Here is a 20645-nt window from a genome sequence, read left to right as displayed (position 1 = left end):
GGAGGCGGCGGCAATCATGGGCGATACAGACGGCGGCAACGACAAAGAAGCCGCGCAGGGCACTGCCGTGCCCGTGAAGCGGCGGCGGCGCTGGCCGTGGATCCTGCTTGCCAGCCTCGTCCTGCTCGTCGTGGCGCTTCGCGCCGCGCTGCCGTCGATCACCGAACGCGGCGCGGCCGCCGCCTCGCGCTACTGGCTCGGCCTCCCGGTGCACGTCGACGAGGCGACCTTCGATCTTCGCCACGGCGACGTGCTTCTGGAGGGAGTGACGATCGGGGCCGCCGCCGACGACGTATCCGTCGGCGACGCCTTGCTTCACGCGCCGCCGGTCGATGCCGGCAAGGCCCTGCTGCACCTCGGGCGTCTCGAGCTGCATCTTTCGTGGGACGAGCTGCGCCAGCACACGGTGCACCTGCTCGCGCTGTCGCTCGATGCACCGACCGTGCGAGTGGTCCGCGAGAGCGACGGCACCATCAATCCGCTGCTCCATGCCAGGCCGCTTGCTCCGCCGCCGCCGCCCGAGACTGCACCGGCCGCGCCGTCCCAGCCGTGGACGATCGTCGTCGATCAGTTCGCGCTGCGCACACCGGACGTGCAGATCAACGATCCGGCGACGAGCCAGGAGCTGCTCGATTTCTCGCTCGAGAAGCTCGCGCTCGACCACGTGCGACTGGCCGGAGCCGATTTCAAGCTCGGCGGCGTCGATATCGAGGGACCGAAGCTGCGCGTCAGGCGCGACCTCGTGCTCGCGCGTGCCTCTGCACCGGCCAACGCGCCGCCGGCAGCTTCGAACGCTGCGCCTGCCGGTACTGTTGCCGATGCTGCAGCCGCTCCGGATGCCAATGCTCCGGCTGCACCGCAGCCGGCCGGCGACGCGAAACCGGCGACGCCGGCTTCGGCAGCAGAGACCACGCACGAGGCCAGGACTGCGAGCGGAGAGCACGCACCGGCGCCGCCTGCATCCGCTGCCGGCTATCACATCGAGAAGATCGACATTGCGCGCGCAACCTTTACGTGGATCAGCGACAAGGGGCCGCTGGACGTCGCGATGACGCTGCGCGCGTCGGATGTCAGCGCGGACCAGGGCAAGTCGTTCCCGATCGATCTCGAGCTGGAAATCGGCGACGGGCGCCTCGCGCTGAACGGCAACGTCGGCGTGCTGCCTCCTTCGTACGACGGCAAGCTGAAGTGGGAGAAGCTTCCGTTCCCGCCGCTTCTGCTCGCCTCGCTGCCGGATATCGCTGCGTGGCTGCACACGGCAAGCGCGGGGGCCGATCTCACGATCGACGCCGACATCGCCGGCGCTCACGGTCCTCCCGCAATTCATCTTTCCGGCAAGGTCGACGTCGACACGCTCGCGATTTCCGATCCGGGTGGCGACGAGGTCGCGCTCGGATGGAAGGAGCTCGACGTTGCGATCGGCGAGCTGCTGGTGCCGCTGCCGGAGCCCGGAAAAGCCGCGCGCACGACGATCGCGCATTTCGACGACGTGCGCCTGGTCGAGCCGAAGATCCTGTACACGCTGCCGTCGCCGTCGCTCAACGCGCTGCTCGGGATCAAGCCGGCGAGCCCGTCGCCGCCGGATGCGGCGCAGAATGGGACGCAGAATGTGACGAAGGACAAAGCGACTTCCGCGCCCGTTACCGGAAAGGCGGGGAGCGCGCCTGCGAAAGCATCGAACGCAGCATCGAAAGCATCGGGCGCGCGGGCAAATCCGCCGCAGGCCGCAGAGACCGTGACGCTGCAGGCCACGCCTGCGGCATCGGTGGCGCCGGCGCCCGTCGACGTCCAGGTTGCATCCCTCGAGCTCGAATCCGGAGACCTGACGCTCGTCGATACGACCGTCAATCCTGCGGTCACTTCGAACATGAGACAGCTCGCGGTCTCGGCGCACTCCGTGCACTTCCCGGATCCGTCCGCGCAGGACATCAAGGTGCGCGCCGTGCTTGCGCAGAGCAGCGAGCTTGCCGTCGACGGCCAGCTCCGCGCGGGAAACAACGGGGATTTCACGCTGTCGCTGAAAGGCCTGGATCTTCCGGCGCTCAGTCCTTACGCGTCCGCGGCGGCCGGCGCCTCGCTGGACGCGGGCCAGGCTTCGGCAAAATCGCGCGTCTCGCTGAAAGGTGCGGCGACGAAGATCGATACCGATCTCGTGCTGCGCAACCTCGGCTTGTCGCTTCACGATCCGTCGTCGTTCGATCGCCAGTTCGGCATGCCGATCGACCTTGCGCTCGCGCTGCTTCGAAATCCCGCCGGCGACATCCATCTGACGATCCCGGTGACGATCGACGCCAAGGGCGCCCAGGTCTCGACGGGCGCGATCATTGCGAGCGCCCTGAAGGATGCGCTGGTCGGAGCGGTGACGGCGCCGCTGAAGCTGCTCGGAGCAGCGTTCGGGGGCGGCAGTAGCGGCGGCGCAGGCGGCGGCTTCGGCGTTGCGCCGATCGCGAGCGTGCCGGGCGAGGCCGAGCCGGGCGCGGACGCCGCCGCAAGGGCGGATTCGCTGGCGAAACTGCTCGCGGAGCGGCCGGCGATGTCACTGACGCTGCGCGGTCGCACGGGAGCCGCCGACAGACCGCTTCTGGCCGAGCAGATGCTCGGCCAGAGGGTGCGCTCCGGAAAGGGCCTGCCCGACATGAAAGGAGTGAGCTTTCTCGCAAAGCGCCGCCTCGGCCAGGCCTTCCTCGCCCGCGACCGCGCGGCGGGTGCGAGAGCCGGGAGCCCGGCCGCCCTCAGCAGCGACGACCAGGCGCTGTACGATCGTTATGTCGCTGGGCAGGACGTGCCTGCCGAGAGCCTCGATGCGCTCGCAAAGTCGCGCGGCGAAAAGGTTCGTGAGCTTCTGCTCGCCAGGAAAGTCGCCGAAGGGCGCGTATCCGTCGGCGCACGCGACGCGGACGGGGATCCAGGCGTGGTCATCGGTCTTGCGCCGGCCAAGGCCCCCGCAGCTCCGGCGTCGGCGGCATTGGCCAAGGTCCCCGGTTTGCCGATGAAGAAGAAAAAGCCGTAAAATCAGATAGTTACGCGATGTTTCTCCGCGGCATCCCTACGCCGGGAGGCGGGACAGGCCCACGACATCCCACCTCGCTCCCCTGCATGCGCCCCGCGCCCCCCGCTTTGCGGTTCGGGAAATTGTGCATCCACCGCTCGACCCGTGAGGCGGAACTCTCTATGGAGGCGCGTTACTTGCCGAGAACGAGCCTCGGTCAGATGAGGAGGCGCCACGCGGGTGGCACCTGCTCTCCAAGATTAGGTTTTCTTCAAGACTTTCGCAGGCGGATTAAGGCAGCGTTTTGCGTTGCCCCCAGCGGTCGGTGATTTTGCGGATTCCATGGCCCAGGCTTTCAAACCGAGCAGCAATACCTATGCACGGCTGATCCTCGGCGGCGTCGGGGTTTTAGGCGGTCTGGCCCTTCTCGGGCTCTACCGCTTCAACACCCTGTCGTTCGTCACGCGCCAGCAGGAGGCGCGGGAACAGCCGATCCAGTTCAGTCACAAGCATCACAACGGCGAGCTCGGCATCGATTGCCGCTATTGCCACACCTCGGTCGAGGACTCGACGTTTGCAGGTGTGCCGCCGACCCAGATCTGCATGAACTGCCATTCGCAGATGTGGAAGGATGCTCCGTTCCTCGAGCCCGTGCGCGCCAGTTATCGCACCGGCGAATCCCTCCAGTGGACACGCGTCCACGACCTGCCCGACTTCGTCTACTTCAATCACGCGGCGCACATCTCCAAGGGTGTCGGCTGCGCGAGCTGTCACGGCGACATGACGAAGATGAACCTGACGTACTCGGTCGCGCCGCTGACGATGGGCTGGTGCCTCGACTGTCACCGCGATCCGGCGAACGCGATCCGGCCAAAAGAGAAGGTGTTCGACCTGACGTGGAAGCCTGAAGACGAGCCCGACCGTCCCTCGCAGCGCGAGCTGGGCGAGAAGCTGGTCAAGCAATACCACGTCGAGCCGCGTACCGACTGCTCGACCTGCCATCGCTAGCACTTGAGGCGCTTGAGGAAAGGTCCGGCGACGCGAGCTCGCGGCCGAGTGGCCTGAGAGGGAACAAGATGGGTTTCGACCCGACATCACCCGAATACGATCTGTCCGAGCTTCGCGAGAAGCTCGCGAGCCGGAACGGACGCACGTTCTGGCGAAGCCTGGACGAGCTGGCCGACACCGAAGAATTCCGCAGCTTCGTGAGCTCGGAATTCCCTGCCGCCGTCGATTCGCTGACGACGAGCCTCGACCGGCGCCAGTTCCTCAAGCTGATGGGCGCTTCGCTCGCGCTGTCCGGACTCGGAGCCTGCACTCGCCAGCCGATCGAGAAGATCCTTCCTTACGTCAAGCAGCCCGAAGAGATCGTTCCAGGCCAGCCTCTGTACTTCGCATCGGCGTATCCGCTCGGCCGCTCCGCATTTCCGGTTCTCGTCGAGAGCCACATGGGCCGCCCGACCAAGATCGAGGGCAATCCGGAGCACCCGGCCAGCGGAGGAAGCACGACCGCGTTCACGCAGGCCAGCGTGCTCGACCTTTACGATCCCGACCGCTCGCCGGCGCTCAACCGCGCCGGCCAGGCGCTGCCGTTCGAGAACTTCACCAAAGAGCTCGCCGACGTGCTCGAAAAGCAGAAGCCGAAGCAGGGCAGCGGCCTGCGCCTGCTGACCGAGCCGTCGATCTCGCCGACGTTCGCCGCGACCGTCAAGAAAATCCTTGCCGCGTATCCGCAGGCGCGCTGGCACCAGTGGGAGCCCATCGGACGTGAGAACGAGCGCGAGGGCGCGCTGCTCGCTTTCGACCGCGTCGTCGACCCTCGCTACGACTTCAAGGTTGCCGACGTCATCGTCTCGTTCGAGGCGGACTTCCTTTACGACGGCGCCGGGCAGATCCGCTACACGAAGGACTTCCTGTCGCGCCGCAAGGTCGACGACAAGTCGCTGAAGATGAACCGCCTGTACGTGGTCGAAAGCTCTCCGTCGGTGACCGGCGGAAAGGCCGACCATCGCCTGCCGCTTCGCCCGAGCCACGTAGCCGCTGCCATCCGCCTGCTCGCTTCCGAGATCGGCATGGACGTCAACGCGCCCAAGGGCCTCGACGACCACGCTGTCGCATGGGTCAAGGCTGCTGCCAAGGACCTGGCTGCGCGCAAGGGCACCGGCCTCGTGCTGGCCGGACCGAGCCAGGATGCGACCGTCCACGCGCTGTGCCACGCGATCAACTCGCGGCTCGGCAACGCCGGCCGTACCGTTCTTTACACCGAGTCGAACGAAGTGCAGGTGCCGACAGCCGACGACGGCATCGTGACGCTGGTCGCCGACATGAAAGCGGGCAAGGTCGATGCGCTGGTGATGCTCGGCGGCAACCCCGTCTACGACGCGCCGGCGGATCTCGATTTCCGCGGCGCGCTCGGCAAGGTCGCGTTCACGACGCACCTGGCCAGCCACCTCAACGAAACGTCGCGTTACTCGCTGTGGCACGTGCCGCAGGCGCACTACCTCGAGAGCTGGGGAGACGTGCGCACCTGGGACGGAACCGTTTCGATCGTCCAGCCGCTGATCGAGCCGCTGTACGCAGGCCGCACGGCGCTGGAGATCGCCGGCCTGATGGCGGGCGAGGCCGGCAAGACCGACTACGACCGCGTTCGCGACTACTGGAAGCAGACGACGAGCGGCGGCGACTTCGACACGTTCTGGAACCGCGCCGTGCACGACGGCTTCGTTCCGGCCACGCACAAGGCCGACCTCGGCATGTCGCCGCGCTCCGACCTCACGACGTACCTCGGGCAGCTTCCGGCAGTGATCGCCGGCGGCAACGACAGCTTCGAAATCGTTTTCCGCCAGGATCCGAGCGCCTACGACGGGCGTTTCGCGAACAACGGCTGGCTGATGGAGCTGCCGCGGCCGTGGACGCGCCTGGTCTGGGACAACGCGGTGCTGTTGGCACCGTCGCTGGCCGAGAGGGCGCACTGCAACAACGGCGACATCGTCAGCGTAAAGCTCGGCGAGAACAGCGTCGAAGGCCCGGTGTGGATCCTGCCCGGCATGCCGCCGAACACGGTATCGGTGCAGCTCGGCTACGGCCGCGAGCTTGCCGGCCACGTCGGCACGGCCGTCGGCTTCGACGTCTACAAGCTGCGTACCTCGAAGAACCTCTGGGCTGCCTCGGGCGTATCGATCCAGCGCACCGGCGTCTTCCTCAACCTGGTGACGACGCAGACCCACCACAGCATGGAAGGCCGCGACCTGTACCGGTCGATGGACATCGAGTCGTTCCGCAAGGACCCCAAGGGCGACTTCCCCGAGCACGAAACCACGTCGATGTACGACGACTGGAAGTACGACGGCTATGCCTGGGGCATGACGATCGACCTTGCGGCGTGCATCGGCTGCAACGCGTGCACGATCGCCTGCCAGGCCGAGAACAACATCTCGGTGGTCGGAAAGGCCCAGTGCGACCGCGGCCGCGAGATGCACTGGATCCGCGTCGACCGTTACTACGAAGGCAGCCTCGACAACCCGCAGCTTCGCAACCAGCCGGTGCCGTGCATGCAGTGCGAGAAGGCGCCGTGCGAAGTGGTCTGCCCGGTAGCTGCCACCAGCCACAGCACCGAAGGTCTCAACGACATGGTGTACAACCGCTGCGTCGGGACCCGCTACTGCCTGAACAACTGCCCGTACAAGGTTCGCCGCTTCAACTTCCTGCTCTACACCGACTGGAACACCGAGACGCTGAAGATGCAGCGCAACCCCGACGTGACGGTGCGCAGCCGAGGCGTCATGGAGAAGTGCACGTACTGCGTGCAGCGCATCAACCTGACCCGCAATCACGCGCGCCGCGAGAGCCGCGCGCTGAGGGACGGCGAGATCGTGACGGCGTGCCAGCAGGTGTGTCCGGCCGACGCGATCGTGTTCGGCGACATCAACGACAAGGCGTCGCGCGTTTCGAAGAACAAGGCCGGGCCGCGCAACTACGCGATCCTGGCCGAGCTCGGTACCAAGCCGCGCACGACGTACCTTGCCGACGTCTCCAACCCGAATCCGGAAATCGTCGCCCTGGCGCCCCCGACCCGCGCGCACGAAGGTGGACACGCCTGATGTCATCTTCCAACAACGAGAAAATCCAGGCGTACCTGGCTCCTTACGACGTCCCGATGATCGCGCCGGGACACTCGTTCGAGAGTGTCACTGCGCGCATCGGCGAGGTCGTCAGCGACCAGAAGCATCCCAAGGGATGGTGGGTCGGTTTCGGCATCGGGTTCCTGCTGCTGAACGTCCTGCTGATGGCAGTCACCTGGCTGGTCATGACCGGCACCGGCATCTGGGGCGTCAACAACCCCGTCGGCTGGGCCTTCGCGATCATCAACTTCGTCTGGTGGATCGGCATCGGCCACGCGGGCACGCTGATTTCGGCGATCCTGCTGCTGCTGAACCAGGACTGGCGCACGTCGATCAACCGCTTCGCCGAAGCGATGACGTTGTTCGCGGTGGCCTGCGCCGGCCTGTTCCCGGTCATCCACACCGGAAGGCCGTGGCTCGCGTTCTGGCTGTTCCCGTTCCCGAACTCGATGGAGATCTGGCCGAACTTCCGCAGCCCGCTGATCTGGGACGTGTTCGCGGTTTCTACCTACGCGACGGTCTCCGCGTTGTTCTGGTTCGTCGGCCTGATCCCCGACTTCGCATCGTTGCGCGACCGCGCAAGGAGCAAGGCCCAGCAGAAGATCTACGGCGCGCTTGCGCTCGGCTGGCGAGGATCGACGCTGCACTGGGACCGCTACGAGACCGCCTACCTGCTGCTGGCGGGCCTTTCGACGCCGCTCGTCGTCTCGGTGCACAGCGTCGTGTCCTTCGACTTCGCGATCTCGATCATCCCCGGCTGGCACGCGACGATCTTCCCGCCGTACTTCGTGGCCGGCGCCGTGTACGCCGGGTTCGCCATGGTGCTGACCATCGCGATCCCGCTGCGCGTCGCCTACAACATGAAGGATTTCATCACCGACACCCACCTCGACTACATGGGACGCGTGATGCTCGCGACGGGCCTTTTCGTCGGCTACGGCTACGCGACCGAAGCCTTCATGTCGTGGTACAGCGCCAACCAGTTCGAGTCCTTCATGATGGTCAACCGCATGACGGGGCCGTCCCGCTGGGCGTACTCGATGCTGATCCTGTGCAACGTGATCGCGATCCAGCCGCTGTGGCTCCACCGAGTGCGCTCGAGCGCGATCGCACTGTTCATCGTCGCGATGTTCGTCAACGTCGGCATGTGGCTGGAGCGCTTCGTCATCGTCGTCACGAGCCTCCAGCAGGACTTCATGCCGTCGTCGTGGGGCATGTACTACCCGACGATCTGGGACATCATGACGTTCGTCGGAACGCTCGGGCTGTTCACGACGCTGCTGTTCCTGTTCATCCGCTTCCTGCCGATGATCTCGATCTTCGAGATGAGGACGATGGTTCCCGAAGCCGAGCTCAAGCACGGGGGACACCACTGATGCACGCTGAGAAACAAGGGCCGTACGGCGTGATGGCCGAGTTCGTGACGCCCGACGAATTCGTCGCGGCGCTGCGCAAGGTGAAGGCTGCCGGCTACACGAAGTTCGACGGCTACAGCCCGTTTCCCATCCACGAGGCAGGCCCGGCGATGGGCCTGAAGAAGAACCCCATGTCGCTGATCGTGCTGATCGGCGGCATCGCGGGCTTTTTCGGGGGCCTCGGGCTGGCGACGTGGGTGAGCATGGATGCGTACGCGCTGAACATCGGCGGGCGTCCGCTGTTCAGTTGGCCGGCCTTCCTGCCGCCGGTCTTCGAGACGACCGTACTGCTGGCCTCCCTTGCGGCCGTCTTCGGCATGCTCGGCATCAACGGGCTGCCGCTGCTGTACCATCCGGTCTGGAACGTGCCGGGCTTCGCTCGCGCGTCCACCGACCGCTTTTTCGTCTGCATCGAGGCCACGGACCCCAAGTTCGACATGGCGACGGTGAAGAGCTTCCTTTCCGGCCTCGGGCCGCACGAGGTGGCGGAGGTCGCATCGTGAGCCACGCCTTTTTGAAACGCCGGTCCGGCGCCGGCCGCGTCGCGCCTCGCCTTGCCGCGGCACTCTTGCTGGCGCTCTCCGCCTCGGCATGCCGCCAGGACATGCACGACGCACCGAAGTACGAGCCGCTGGAGTACAGTGACTTCTTCAAGGATCACCGCGCCTCGCGCCAGCTCATCCAGGGCACGATCGCACGCGGCCAGTTGAAGGAAGACAAGCTGCTGTACACCGGTCACGACGGCGACGCGCTGAGCGAAACGTTCCCGTTCCCGGTGACCAAGGGTGTGCTCGACCGCGGCCAGGAGCGCTTCAACATCTACTGCACGCCGTGCCACTCGCGGGTCGGCGACGGCAACGGGATGGTCGCCCAGCGCGGCTTCAAGCATCCGCCGTCGTTCCACGACGACAGGCTTCGCTCGATGCCTCCGGGCTACTTCGTCAGCGTGATGACCAACGGTTTTGCGACGATGCCGTCCTACGCGCTCCAGGTGAAGGCCGAAGACCGCTGGGCCATCGCCGCCTACATCAAGGCCCTGCAGCTCAGCCACCACGCCAGCGCTTCCGACCTGACGCCGGAGGACAAGCTGAAGGTCGACCGCGGCTACGTCGAAGCGTCGGCCCCCGCGCCTGCCGCCAGGCCCGCAACTCCGGAAGGAGAGACTCACGGTGAGTGACGCAAAGTACACGGCCGCCGAGCTGGAGCTCTCGGCCGGCAACGTGCTCCGCAGACTGCAGACGCCGGCCCTCGGCATCGGCGCCATCGCGCTGGCCGCCTGCCTTGTCGGTGCGATGATCGAGCCGCAGCAGTTCTTCCGCGCCTACCTGATCGCGTTCATCTACTGGCTCGCGATGGCGCTCGGGTCCAACGCGCTGCTGATGATGCAGTACGTGACCGGTGGGCGCTGGGGTGCGGCGATCCGCCGGCCGCTCGAAGCCGGGGCGAGCAACGTGCCGCTGATGGCCGTCTTCTTCATCCCGGTCGCGCTCGGCATGCACTGGATCTACCCGTGGGCCAACCCGGACATGGTCGCCCACAGCGCGGTGCTCCAGTTCAAGTCGGGCTATCTCAACCCGACGATGTTCGTGGTGCGCGCGGTCATCTACTTCACGATCTGGTCGACGCTGGCCACGCGCCTGGTCGCGTGGTCGCGCCAGGAGGATCTCGGCGGCTTCGACAAGACGCTGGCGGGGCGCAAGAGCGTGTTCAGCCACGCGGGTATCGTCGTGTGGGGCCTGTCGATGTCGCTGGCTTCGGTGGACTGGGCGATGTCGATCGAGCCTGCATGGTTCTCGCACATCTTTCCGCTGATGTTCACGGCCGCGCAGATCCTGACGGCGATGACGCTGGCCATCCAGGTCTCGGCCCTCATGGCCGATCACAAGCCCGTCTCCGACGTGCTCTCCTCCGGCCGCTTCCACGACGTCGGCAAGCTGCTGCTCGCCTTCGTGATGCTCTGGGGTTACTTCCAGCTTTCCCAGTGGATCATCATGTGGGGCGCGAACCTTCCCGAGGAAATCGGCTGGTACGTCGTGCGCAACCAGAACGGCTGGCAGTACCTCACATACACGCTGTTCACGCTGCACTTCGTCGTCCCGTTCGGAATGCTGCTGTCGGAGTCGCGCAAGCAGGCGCCGCGGCGGCTGGCTGCGGTGGCGGCGCTCTTGTGCGTGATGCGCTGGGTCGACGTCTACTGGTGGCTCACGCCGTCGTTCTCGCCCGACGCGTTCTGGATCAGCCCGCTGCACCTGACGTCGGTGCTGGGAATCGGCGGCATCTGGATGTGGCGCTACATCGGGACGCTGTCGTCCCATCCGATCGTCGCGCTGCATGATCCGATCATCGCCACGGAGCTCGAGCACGCATGAGCGAACAGCACGATCCCCATTCGTCCGGCAACGAGGACGTTCGCTTCGAGGCGACCGACGTCTCCACCAGGCCGGTGGTGATATCGGTCCTGGCCCTGGCGTTCTTCACGGTGTTCTTCACGTTCGCTGCCGATCGCACGTTCCGCATGCTGGCCGCGCACCAGGAGGCCGTGTCTCCGCCGGCCAGCCCGCTTGCCGCCGAGTACGCCGCCAAGCAGCCGCCCGAGCCGCGCCTGCAGCTCGACCCGAAGTCCGATCTCGAGAAGCTGCACGCGTACGAGAACGGCGAGCTCGGCAAGTACGGCTGGATCGACAAGGACAAGGGCATCGCGCAGATCCCGATCGCGCGTGCCAAGGAGCTGCTGCTGGCCAAGGGACTTCCGGCCCGCCAGGGGCCCGTTCCTTTCAAGATGACGACGCCGTCGACGGTGGCGCCCTCCCAGATGAAAGAAGGCTCCGGCGCGCCCGACTGGCAGCACGGCAACTCCGGCGAAGGGCACGAAGGGGCCGCTGCGGAGGCGCACGAGCACGGATGAGGAACCTGGTCGCCAGATCGGTCGTCTGCGCGCTCGTCGTCGTCTCGTTCGTGACGGCGGCGGCTGCCAGCGCGATCGCCCCGGCGCCGCTCGGCTCGCTGGCCACGTCGCAGGGCGCGGGCGTGACGCCGGGCCCGCTCGTCGGCGTCGGCATCGCCCAGAAGCTCGGCTCCCAGCTTCCGCTGGATGCGACGTTCCACGACGACGAAGGCAACGTCGTTCACCTGAGCGACTATTTCGGCCCCGGCAAGAAGCCGGCCGTGCTGGCGATGGCCTACTACGAGTGCCCGATGCTGTGCACGCTCGTGCTCAACGGCATGATCAAGGCGCTGCGGCCGCTGTCATTCACGGCAGGCGACGAGTTCGACGTCATCGCGATCAGCATCAACCCCAAGGACACGCCCGACCTGGCCAAGAAGAAGAAGGCCAGCTACATCGAGAGCTACCAGCGCAAGGCCGACGGCCACGGCTTTCATTTCCTCACCGGCGACGAAGCCAACATCAAGGCCGTCGCCGACGCGATCGGCTTCCAGTACCGCTACATCCCGGAGACGGGCGAATATGCGCACGCCGCCGCGATCTACGTGGCGACTCCGCTCGGGCAGGTCTCGCGCTATTTCTTCGGAGTCGAGTACTCCACCCGCGACCTGCGCCTGGCGTTCGTCGAGGCGGCGGACGGCAAGATCGGCAACGTCGTCGACCAGCTGATGCTGTTCTGTTACCGCTACGATCCGACCATGGGCAAGTACGATGCGCAGGCGCTGGCCATCGTCCGCCTGGCCGGCGTCGCGACGGTGCTTTCGCTTGCCGGCTACATCGGGATCAGCCGATGGCGCGAGACGCACCCGTCCTCTACCAGGAGCTGACCGAATGCTGTTCCAAGTGCTGCTCTTTCCGCCGCAGGCGTCCACGAACGCCGCCGAAGTCGATCTGATCTACTTCTTCATGATCGCGCTGTGCGGGTTCGTGACCGTCGCCGTCGTCGCGACGATGGTCTACATGGCGATCCGCTACCGCCGCACGCCCACCAACCTCGTCGGCGCCGACATCCACGGCTCCACGGCTCTGGAGATTTTCTGGAGTGCCGTCCCGTTCGCGATCGTCATGTTCATCTTCGCGTGGGGCACCAGCCTGTACTTCAAACTCTCGATCCCGCCTGCCAATGCGATGGAGGTTTTCGTCACCGGCAAGCAGTGGATGTGGAAAGTCCAGCACATGAACGGCCGGCGCGAGATCAACAACCTGCACGTTCCGGTCGGCCAGCCGGTCAAGCTGACGCTTGCCTCCGAGGACGTGATCCACAGCTTCTTCGTGCCGGCCTTCCGCGTGAAAGCCGACGTGATTCCCGGCCGCTACTCGACGATGTGGTTCCAGGCCACGACCACCGGCAGCTACCACCTGTTCTGCGCCGAATACTGCGGTACCGAGCACTCGCGGATGATCGGCGAAGTCACCGTCATGGACCCGACCGACTACCAGTCCTGGCTCGAGACCGGCAATCCGGCGGCGGCTCCCGCCGCGACCGGCGGTGGCACGGCTGCAGCTGCCGGCGGCGAAGCGCAGACTCCCGTCCAGATCGGCGATGCGCTGTTCCATGAAAAGGCCTGCGTGACCTGCCATCTTCCGCAGCCCGGCGGAGTGGGCCCGGTGCTGACGCACGTGCCGGGCAGCGAGGTCGAGCTGTCGACGGGCGAAAAGGTGATTGCGGACGACGCTTACCTGCGCGAGTCGATTCTCACGCCGATGGCCAAGGTCGTGAAGGGCTACCCGCCGGCGATGCCGACTTTTGCCGGCCAGCTCAGCGAGGAACAGGTCATGTCCCTGATCGCGTACATCAAGTCTCTCGGCGGCGGACCTGCGCCGCAAGCGGCTGCCACCCACTGAGGGAAGAGGAAGCCATGGAAGCGACGCAAGACAGGGTCACCTATATCAACGCCGGGCACACGGTGCGCAGTTGGCTGCTGACGATCGACCACAAGCGCATCGCGCTGCTGTACCTGGTGTCGATCACGTTCATGTTCCTGCTCGGCGGCATGATGGCCGGTGCCATCCGCCTCGAGCTGCTCACCCCGCCCGGTGACCTGCTGGACTCGGACACCTACAACAAGGCGTTCACGCTCCACGGCATCATCATGATCTTCTTCTTCCTGATCCCGTCGATTCCGGCGACGCTCGGGAACTTCCTGGTCCCGATCATGGTGGGAGCCAAGGACCTGGCGTTCCCGAAGATCAACCTGCTCAGCTGGTACATCTACATCATCGGCGCCACGATCGGCATCATCGCGACGCTGACCGGCGGCCTGGATACCGGATGGACCCTGTACACGCCGTATTCGACGGCGTTCGCGACGACCAACGTGATCCTGCCGGCCACGGGCCTGTTCATCACGGGCTTTTCGTCGATCCTGACCGGCTTCAACTTCATCGTCACGATCCACAAGATGAGGGCGCCGGGACTGACGTGGTTCCGCCTGCCCCTGTTCGTGTGGGCCCAGTACGCGACCAGCCTCGTGATGGTGCTCGGCACCCCGGTCATCGCGATCACGATCCTCATGGTGATCCTGGACCGCTGCGGTTTCGGCATCTTCGACCCGAAGGCGGGCGGCGATCCCGTGCTCTTCCAGCATCTGTTCTGGTTCTACTCCCACCCGGCGGTCTACATCATGATCCTGCCGGCGATGGGCGTGATCTCGGAGGTCATCCCCGCCTTCACGCGCAAGAAGATCTTCGGCTACGGCTTCATCGCCGCCAGCTCGCTGGCCATTGCGATCATCGGGTTCCTCGTCTGGGGCCACCACCTGTTCACGACGACCCAGTCGATGTACGCGGCCACCGTGTTCTCGGTGCTGACGTTTGCCGTCGCGATCCCGTCGGCCGTCAAGGTCTTCAACTGGGCCGCGACGATGTACAAGGGCTCGGTCTCGTTCGAGTCGCCGATGATCTTCGCGATCGGCTTCATGGGGCTGTTCCTGATCGGCGGCCTGACGGGGCTGTTCCTGGCCATTCTCGGCCTCGACCTGCACGTGCAGGACACCTACTTCGTCGTGGCGCACTTCCACTACATCATGGTCGGTGGCGCGATCATGGGGTACATGGCGGGACTGCACTACTGGTGGCCGAAGATCAGCGGCAAGAAGTTCCCCGAAGTCCCGGCCAAGGTGGCCGCGCTGCTGATCTTCATCGGCTTCAACGGCACCTTCTTCCCGCAGTTCATCGCGGGTTACGCCGGTATGCCGCGCCGCTACCACTACTATCCACCCGAGTACCAGGTGCTCAACGTGCTCTCGACGATGGGCGCGGGGATCCTCGGCATCGGATACCTGATGCCGCTGTGCTACTTCATGTGGTCGCTCAAGTACGGCGAGGACGCGGGCAAGAACCCGTGGGGAGTGCTCGGCCTGGAGTGGACGATCGACTCGCCGCCGCACCCGCACAATTTCCACACGACGCCGATCATCACGAGCGATCCCTACGATTACCCCGAGATGGCCGAGGCGCTCGGAGCGCACACCGGGCATGCGCCCGCGGAGGTCGCACATGTCTGACGGCGTCTCTACCGGGGCCGTCAACCGGCTGCAGCCTCACTTCGCGACGCCTGCGCAGCAGTACGAGACCGCCACCTTCGGAATGTGGGTGTTCCTGGTCACCGAGATCATGTTCTTCGGCGGCCTGTTCACTGCGTACCTGATGTACCGGATCCAGTACGCGGACGCGTTCGCCCACGCGAGCGAGCACCTGAACATCACGCTCGGCTGCTTCAACACCGTGGTCCTCATCGGCAGCTCGCTGACGATGGCGCTGGCGGTGCACTCCGCGCGCATGAACAAGAGCAAGAGCATCGTGTTCTGGATCGCGTTGACGATGATCCTCGGCAGCATCTTCCTCGGCGTCAAGGGCTACGAGTACCACCACAAGTGGGTCGAGGGCCTGTTCCCTGCCAACTGGTTCTTCCAGGCACCCGATGCGCCGCGGCAGAGGATCTTCTTCTCGCTGTACTTCGCGATGACCGGCCTCCACGCCACGCACATGATCATCGGCATGGGCATCATGATCTACATCTCGATCCAGGCGCTGCGCGGTGCGTATACGTCGAGCTGGTACACGCCGGTGGAGGTCATGGGCCTGTACTGGCACTTCGTCGACCTGGTCTGGATCTTCCTGTTCCCGCTGCTCTACCTGATCGGACTGCACTGACCGGAGAACCCAACATGTCGTCGCACGCTTACGATCCCGCTGCCACGGTCCGCTCCTACCTGCTCGTCTTCGGCGCGCTGATGGTATTCACCGCGCTGACGGTCGCGGCCGCATTCGTCAACATGGGCGCCCTCAACAATGTGATCGCGATCTCGATCGCATTCACGAAGGCGGCGCTCGTCGTCGCGATCTTCATGCACGCGCGGGGCAGCGAGAACCTGATCTTCTTCTGCATCTTCGGCGGCCTGTTCTTCCTGGCGCTGATGTTCTACTTCCCGCTGATCGACCTGCTGTCGCGAGGCCTGCTCGGCATTCCGGGCAAGTAGTCGCCGGCCGGGCGCGATCCCGGCATGCAGCGTCGTTGCCGCGCCTCCGCTGCCCGGTAGCGGCCCCGCGGCAGGCCCCGCAAAATTTCTGCGGCCCCGTATCCGCCCTCGGCCTCGAGCCACGTCGCCGAACGGGACCGGGCCAGCGGTGACGGATTTCACCACCTTCAGCGAAATTCTCCTTAGAATTCGCGACCGGCGCTTCGACGGCGCCCCGGGTCTCAGGCCTCGTGCGGCGGAGATCCGAAGGCCCCGGCCTTGCGGCCCCGCCAGGGAACTGCGGGGGAACCCTGCCGACCCCTGTACCTTGCCGTGCGGTCGAGTAGGATGTCCGGCGGTCGGTTAGTCGAACGAGTCAGGTACGCCACCCGCAAGTGCCGCATCCTCCATTCAGTCGTACAACACCACCTGCGCGAATCGGATCTGCGATTCGCGTACGAACGAGCAAGCAAGTGGAACGCGGAGGGATTCCGCAGTCCGGTAAGGAGAGTTGAGTCATGGGTAAGAAGTTGTATGTCGGGAACCTGAACTTTGGAGTGGACAGTTCGAGCCTGGAGGAACTGTTCAATCAGTTCGGTAACGTGCAGAGCGCACAGGTGATCTCGGACCGCGACACCGGCCGTAGCAAGGGATTCGGTTTCGTCGAGATGGGCAATGAGTCGGAAGCGGCCGCTGCGATCGAGGCGCTCAATGGTCGCGAGCACGAAGGTCGCGCGCTGACCGTCAACGAGGCCAAGCCTCGCGAGGATCGTCCTCGCGGCGGCGGCGGCGGCGGCGGCGGCTTCGGCGGCGGCGGCAACCGCGGCGGCGGCTATGGCGGCGGCGGCGGCGGAGGGGGCCGGCGCTACTAGGCCAAGCACGGGACCAAACGGTTCCACGACAAAGACGAAGGGCCGTGTCCGCAAGGGCACGGCCCTTTTCTTTTGCGCGAAATCGCGCAGCGCGTCGCGGGTCGTGCGACGCACTGCGCGTGAGCTGCAATGTGCGTCGCGTGAACTAGAATGCGCGTCGCGTGAACCGCCATGCCGCGCCGCGTGATCTCCAATGCGCACCGCATGCACTGCGATGCAGCGCGGCACGCTACAGTTTCGCGATCACCTCGCGGCCGAACTCCTCGATCAGCTCGCGACCCATTCCGGGAACGGCCTGCAAGGCGAGATTGTCGATTCCTGCCGAGGCAAGGATGCGGCAACGCTCGAGCACTTCGGCAGCTGTACCGGTCAGCGACAGCATCGGGATCATCTCGGGAATCACGAACGCCTGCTCGCCTTCCTTCAGGTACATCATGTGGCCCTCATGCACGTCGAGATAGCGGCGGTCGGCGCCGGAGTGGTGCGCCGCGGCGTAGCCCTCGATGTAGTCGTCGAACGCCCGGGCGAGAGTTTCGTTGTCGAGCCCGAAGCCGTGGCCGCCGCGCCACGCTTCCCACATCGCATGCACGCCGACGACCGTCACCGGACCGACCCGGCGCACGATCCGGTCGCCGGCGACGCTCTCGCCTGGGCGCAGGATGCAGCCGGTGGTCAGCATCGTCGTCTCGGGCCTGAGGGCGTGGCCGGGAAAGCGGCGCCCGCAGGCGGCGGCGGCATCCGTCGCAGCCGTCATGCCCGCGCGCACCCCTTCGGGAGTCTGCGCGACCGTGATCCATCCGTCGCCGGCCTCGCCGACTGCCGCCAGGGCCTTCGGCGCGTTGGCCGCGATGTGGATCGGGATCGGGTCGTCGAGGTTGACGCATCCGACGGCCCGGTTGCGAGTCAGCAGGCGGATCCAGCGCTCGGCTTTTCCTTCGCGAAAAAGCACATCCTCGCCGGCCAGCAGCCCCCTCACCTGGCGCACATAGTCGACCATGCGGGCGACCGGCACCGGAGGCAGCCCCATCGTGTTGCGGCCCGTGAAGCCGGTGCCGATGCCGAGAACCACCCGACCGGGCGCGATTGCGTTGATCGTCGCGATCGCACTGGCCGTCACCGGCGCGATGCGGTTGCTCGGGATCGCGACCAGGGTCCCCAGCGTCATCGTGCTGGTATGTTCGGCGGCCAGCGCCATCGTCGCGTAGACGTCCGAGCACAGCAGCTGGGTGTCGTAGAACCACGCGTGCGTGAAGCCTTCGGCCTCGGCGACCTCGCAGTCTCGCCAGGCCTCGATCCACGATGGAAACGCGATTCCGATGCGCATGGTGAAACTCCCTCCTGCCTGGGGTAAGGACCTTTGTTCGCCGGCAGAGGGTGACTACTCGGCGCGGATCGTCCGTACAACAGAGGCTTGCCAACCGGGCCCTGGCTGCGACGGCGCAGCTTGCGGCTCCATTTTCAGCAGAGAATGCAGGGAGACCTGCGACGCGGTGACCATTCCTTCCAAGCAGACCGTTTCCTTTTCCCTTGACGCTTCGGGTTCTGGCGCGCTGGCGGCTGCGCCGCCGGGCACGGGCTCCACTCCCCGGGCGGCGTCCGTCCGGTCGATGCTGTTCGTCCGCCTGAGCCGTATGCTCGCGTGCGCGCTTTTCGCGCTCGCGGCGTTTCCGCAGGCAGCGGCCGCGCATCCGAATACCTCGGCCGCTACCGCTGCGCGCGGCAATGACGGACCCACGCGGCCGGGCGCAGCCGAGGCCGTCGCCGGTCCGCGCGGCGAGGCTCCCGGTCGAGGGGACAAGGGCGAAGCGCCGGCCCGGCCCGGAGCCGCAGCCGAGAGTCCCGCGCTGCGGGTTCCCGACGTCGCGCCCGCGTCGATCGAGTCGAGCGTCGTGCGCGTGCTCGTCTACGCCAATCCGCCGGACTTCTTTTCCCCGTGGCAGAAGACGGGAACGCAGGCGTCGTCGGGCTCCGGTGTGATCATCGACGGACACCGCATCCTGACCAATGCGCACGTGGTTGCCGATGCCGTCGGCGTCGAAGTGAAGAGGGCAGGGTCGGGAGACCAGTACGAGGCGGCCGTCTCCTACGTCGGGCACGACTGCGACCTGGCGCTGCTGACGGTCTCCGACGAGCACTTCTTCGACGACTCGCGCCCGCTGCCGGTGAGCGAGCTGCCGACGGTCAACGCGAACGTGCAGACGTACGGCTTTCCGGTGGGCGGCGAGACTCTTTCGGTGACGTCCGGCGTGATCTCGCGCATCGAGGTCGGCACGTACACGCACTCGAAGGAAAGGCTGCTGATCGCGCAGTTCGACGCGCCGATCAATCCGGGCAACAGCGGAGGCCCCGTCATTCGCGACGGCGCCGTCGTCGGCGTCGCGATGCAGATGCTCGAGCAGGCCGAGAACGTCGGGTACATGGTGCCGGCGCCGGTCGTGCGACATTTCCTGTCGGACGTCGAGGACGGCAAGTACGACGGGTTTCCCCACCTCGGTGCCCAGCTCCAGCCGCTGGAAAGCCCGGCCCTGCGATCGTCCCTCGGCCTTGGCGCGCGCCAGAGCGGAGCGCTCGTCACGCGCGTCGATTTCGGGAGCCCGGCCCAGGGAATCCTCGAGCGCGGCGACGTCGTCACGTCGATCGGCGGCTATCCCGTGGCCGACGACCTGACGGTTGCCATGCCCGGGGTCGGGCGCGTCGCGATGGACGCGGTAGTCGGCTCGCGCCAAGTCGGCCAGACGCTCGGGCTGACGGTGCTGCGCGGCGGCGACAGCCACGACGTCGAGGTCACGCTCGCGCGCTCGACGCCGCTGGTGCCGGGGCGCCGCGTCGGCGAAGAGCCGGAATACTTCCTGTTCGGCGGCGCGGTCTTCCAGCCGCTCACCGGCGAGTACTTCGACCTGTACGACGAGGTCTCTCCGCATCTTGGCGCGTACGTCGACCAGGCCGGCGCCGTGACGGCCGATCGGCGCCAGGTCGTGCTGCTCTCGGCCGTGCTTCCCGATCCGGTGATGCGCGGCTATCTCGACTGGGAAAGCGTCGTCGTGCGCACCGTCAACGGCCAGGTGCCGCGCGACCTTGCGCACTTCGCCGACATCGTCGACCACATGAAGGATCCTTACCTGCGCATCGAGACCGAGGACGGGCTGGTGATGGTGCTCGACGTGCAGGCAGTGAAGGCGGCCACTCCGCACATCCTCGACAAGTACGGCATTCCCCACGACCGCTCCACGAACCTGAGGCCCGGCGCGACCGCTTCGGCCAAATCAATGTAACTTGGAAGGCCCGCCGGCGTCACAGGTGCAAATATCCGAACGGAGGCCTGCGATGTCCCTGGTCCACAAGCTCTTCTACGATCTTCCCGGCCGCGTCGGCTCGGCGCTGTCATGGGTTCCGCTGCTGCTGGCGCGCGTCGCCGTCGGCTGGACGTTCATGAACACGGGCTGGGGCAAGCTCCACGACCTGGACAAGGTGATCGGGTTCTTCCAGGAGCTCGGCATCCCTCACCCCGAGATCCAGGCACCGTTCGTCGCGTCGATCGAGCTCGTTTGCGGCACCTTGCTGTTTGTCGGGCTGTTCAGCCGCATCGCCGCGCTGCCGCTGGTCGGCACGATGGTCGTCGCGATCGCGACGGCGCAATGGGAGAACGTCGATTCGGCAGCCTCGTTGTTCGGCCTGGTCGAATTCCTCTACATCGTGATCTTCCTGTGGATCGCAGGCTCGGGGCCCGGGCCAATCGCGCTGGACCCGTTCGTCGAAAAGCTGCTGCGCCGCAGCGACGAGTCCGCGGTTTCTTCGGTTCGCTCTTTCGCGTAGAGCCTCGCGCGCCGGCCCTGGCAGGCTGCGG

General features: G+C 66.1%; 17 protein-coding genes. 16 read left to right on the top strand and 1 reads right to left on the bottom strand.

Translation table 11 applies throughout. The features are described 5' to 3' along the window. Positions 1-16 precede the first annotated feature (16 nt). The 14 genes from VGK20_08055 to VGK20_07990 all read left to right on the top strand — a co-directional run bounded on the left by VGK20_08055 (position 17) and on the right by VGK20_07990 (position 16801). A complete protein-coding gene (locus VGK20_08055; GenBank protein ID HEY2773992.1) occupies positions 17-3010 on the top strand; it encodes a DUF748 domain-containing protein in 2994 nt (997 codons plus the stop codon). A 321-nt stretch (positions 3011-3331) separates the two neighbouring features. Then, entirely contained in the window at positions 3332-3997 is a 666-nt protein-coding gene (locus VGK20_08050; protein ID HEY2773991.1) for a cytochrome c3 family protein, read from the top strand. Between the two features lie 68 nt (positions 3998-4065). After that, positions 4066-7089: a TAT-variant-translocated molybdopterin oxidoreductase gene (locus VGK20_08045; GenBank protein HEY2773990.1), complete on the top strand. Its 3024-nt coding sequence runs from the start codon at positions 4066-4068 to the stop codon at positions 7087-7089. After that, positions 7089-8486, top strand: coding sequence for an NrfD/PsrC family molybdoenzyme membrane anchor subunit (nrfD, locus tag VGK20_08040; GenBank protein ID HEY2773989.1), 1398 nt, complete (start codon positions 7089-7091; stop codon positions 8484-8486). The genes VGK20_08045 and nrfD overlap by 1 nt, the downstream gene beginning before the upstream one ends. Continuing rightward, positions 8486-9028: a DUF3341 domain-containing protein gene (locus VGK20_08035; GenBank protein HEY2773988.1), complete on the top strand. Its 543-nt coding sequence runs from the start codon at positions 8486-8488 to the stop codon at positions 9026-9028. The genes nrfD and VGK20_08035 overlap by 1 nt, the downstream gene beginning before the upstream one ends. Continuing rightward, on the top strand, positions 9025-9702 hold the full coding sequence (locus tag VGK20_08030) for a cytochrome c (GenBank protein ID HEY2773987.1): 678 nt from the start codon (positions 9025-9027) through the stop codon (positions 9700-9702). Before VGK20_08035 ends, VGK20_08030 begins: the two co-directional genes overlap by 4 nt. Then, a complete protein-coding gene (locus VGK20_08025; GenBank protein ID HEY2773986.1) occupies positions 9695-10894 on the top strand; it encodes a hypothetical protein in 1200 nt (399 codons plus the stop codon). The genes VGK20_08030 and VGK20_08025 overlap by 8 nt, the downstream gene beginning before the upstream one ends. Next, positions 10891-11430 carry a hypothetical protein gene (locus VGK20_08020; GenBank protein ID HEY2773985.1) on the top strand — a complete coding sequence of 180 codons (540 nt, stop codon included), beginning with the start codon at positions 10891-10893 and terminating at the stop codon, positions 11428-11430. Before VGK20_08025 ends, VGK20_08020 begins: the two co-directional genes overlap by 4 nt. Beyond that, positions 11427-12296, top strand: a complete 870-nt coding sequence (locus tag VGK20_08015; protein ID HEY2773984.1) for an SCO family protein — start codon at positions 11427-11429, stop codon at positions 12294-12296. Before VGK20_08020 ends, VGK20_08015 begins: the two co-directional genes overlap by 4 nt. 4 nt (positions 12297-12300) lie before the next feature. After that, on the top strand, positions 12301-13314 hold the full coding sequence (gene coxB, locus VGK20_08010) for a cytochrome c oxidase subunit II (protein HEY2773983.1): 1014 nt from the start codon (positions 12301-12303) through the stop codon (positions 13312-13314). 14 nt (positions 13315-13328) lie between these two features. Further along, positions 13329-14975: a cbb3-type cytochrome c oxidase subunit I gene (locus tag VGK20_08005; GenBank protein HEY2773982.1), complete on the top strand. Its 1647-nt coding sequence runs from the start codon at positions 13329-13331 to the stop codon at positions 14973-14975. Continuing rightward, on the top strand, positions 14968-15624 hold the full coding sequence (locus tag VGK20_08000) for a cytochrome c oxidase subunit 3 (GenBank protein HEY2773981.1): 657 nt from the start codon (positions 14968-14970) through the stop codon (positions 15622-15624). Before VGK20_08005 ends, VGK20_08000 begins: the two co-directional genes overlap by 8 nt. A gap of 14 nt (positions 15625-15638) precedes the next feature. Then, on the top strand, positions 15639-15950 hold the full coding sequence (locus VGK20_07995; GenBank protein HEY2773980.1) for a cytochrome C oxidase subunit IV family protein: 312 nt from the start codon (positions 15639-15641) through the stop codon (positions 15948-15950). Positions 15951-16447: 497 nt separating this feature from the next. Beyond that, positions 16448-16801, top strand: a complete 354-nt coding sequence (locus VGK20_07990) for an RNA-binding protein (GenBank protein HEY2773979.1) — start codon at positions 16448-16450, stop codon at positions 16799-16801. Positions 16802-17030: 229 nt separating this feature from the next. Here the strand turns inward: VGK20_07990 and VGK20_07985 are convergent, their stop codons facing one another. Continuing rightward, positions 17031-18125 (bottom strand): LLM class flavin-dependent oxidoreductase, encoded by a 1095-nt coding sequence (locus VGK20_07985; protein HEY2773978.1) that lies wholly within the window; start codon positions 18123-18125, stop codon positions 17031-17033. A gap of 283 nt (positions 18126-18408) precedes the next feature. Between VGK20_07985 and VGK20_07980 the strand changes: the two genes are divergently transcribed. After that, positions 18409-20073 carry a trypsin-like peptidase domain-containing protein gene (locus VGK20_07980; protein HEY2773977.1) on the top strand — a complete coding sequence of 555 codons (1665 nt, stop codon included), beginning with the start codon at positions 18409-18411 and terminating at the stop codon, positions 20071-20073. Between the two features lie 52 nt (positions 20074-20125). Next, complete coding sequence (locus VGK20_07975) at positions 20126-20614, top strand: DoxX family protein (GenBank protein HEY2773976.1); 489 nt, start codon at positions 20126-20128, stop codon at positions 20612-20614. Positions 20615-20645: the final 31 nt, after the last annotated feature.

The organism is Candidatus Binatia bacterium (assembly GCA_036493895.1).
Taxonomy (GTDB): Bacteria; Desulfobacterota; Binatia; order UBA1149; family CAITLU01; genus DATNBU01.
The sequence above is the reverse complement of the archived record's forward strand: the minus strand, read 5'-3'. Positions and strand labels throughout refer to the sequence as shown.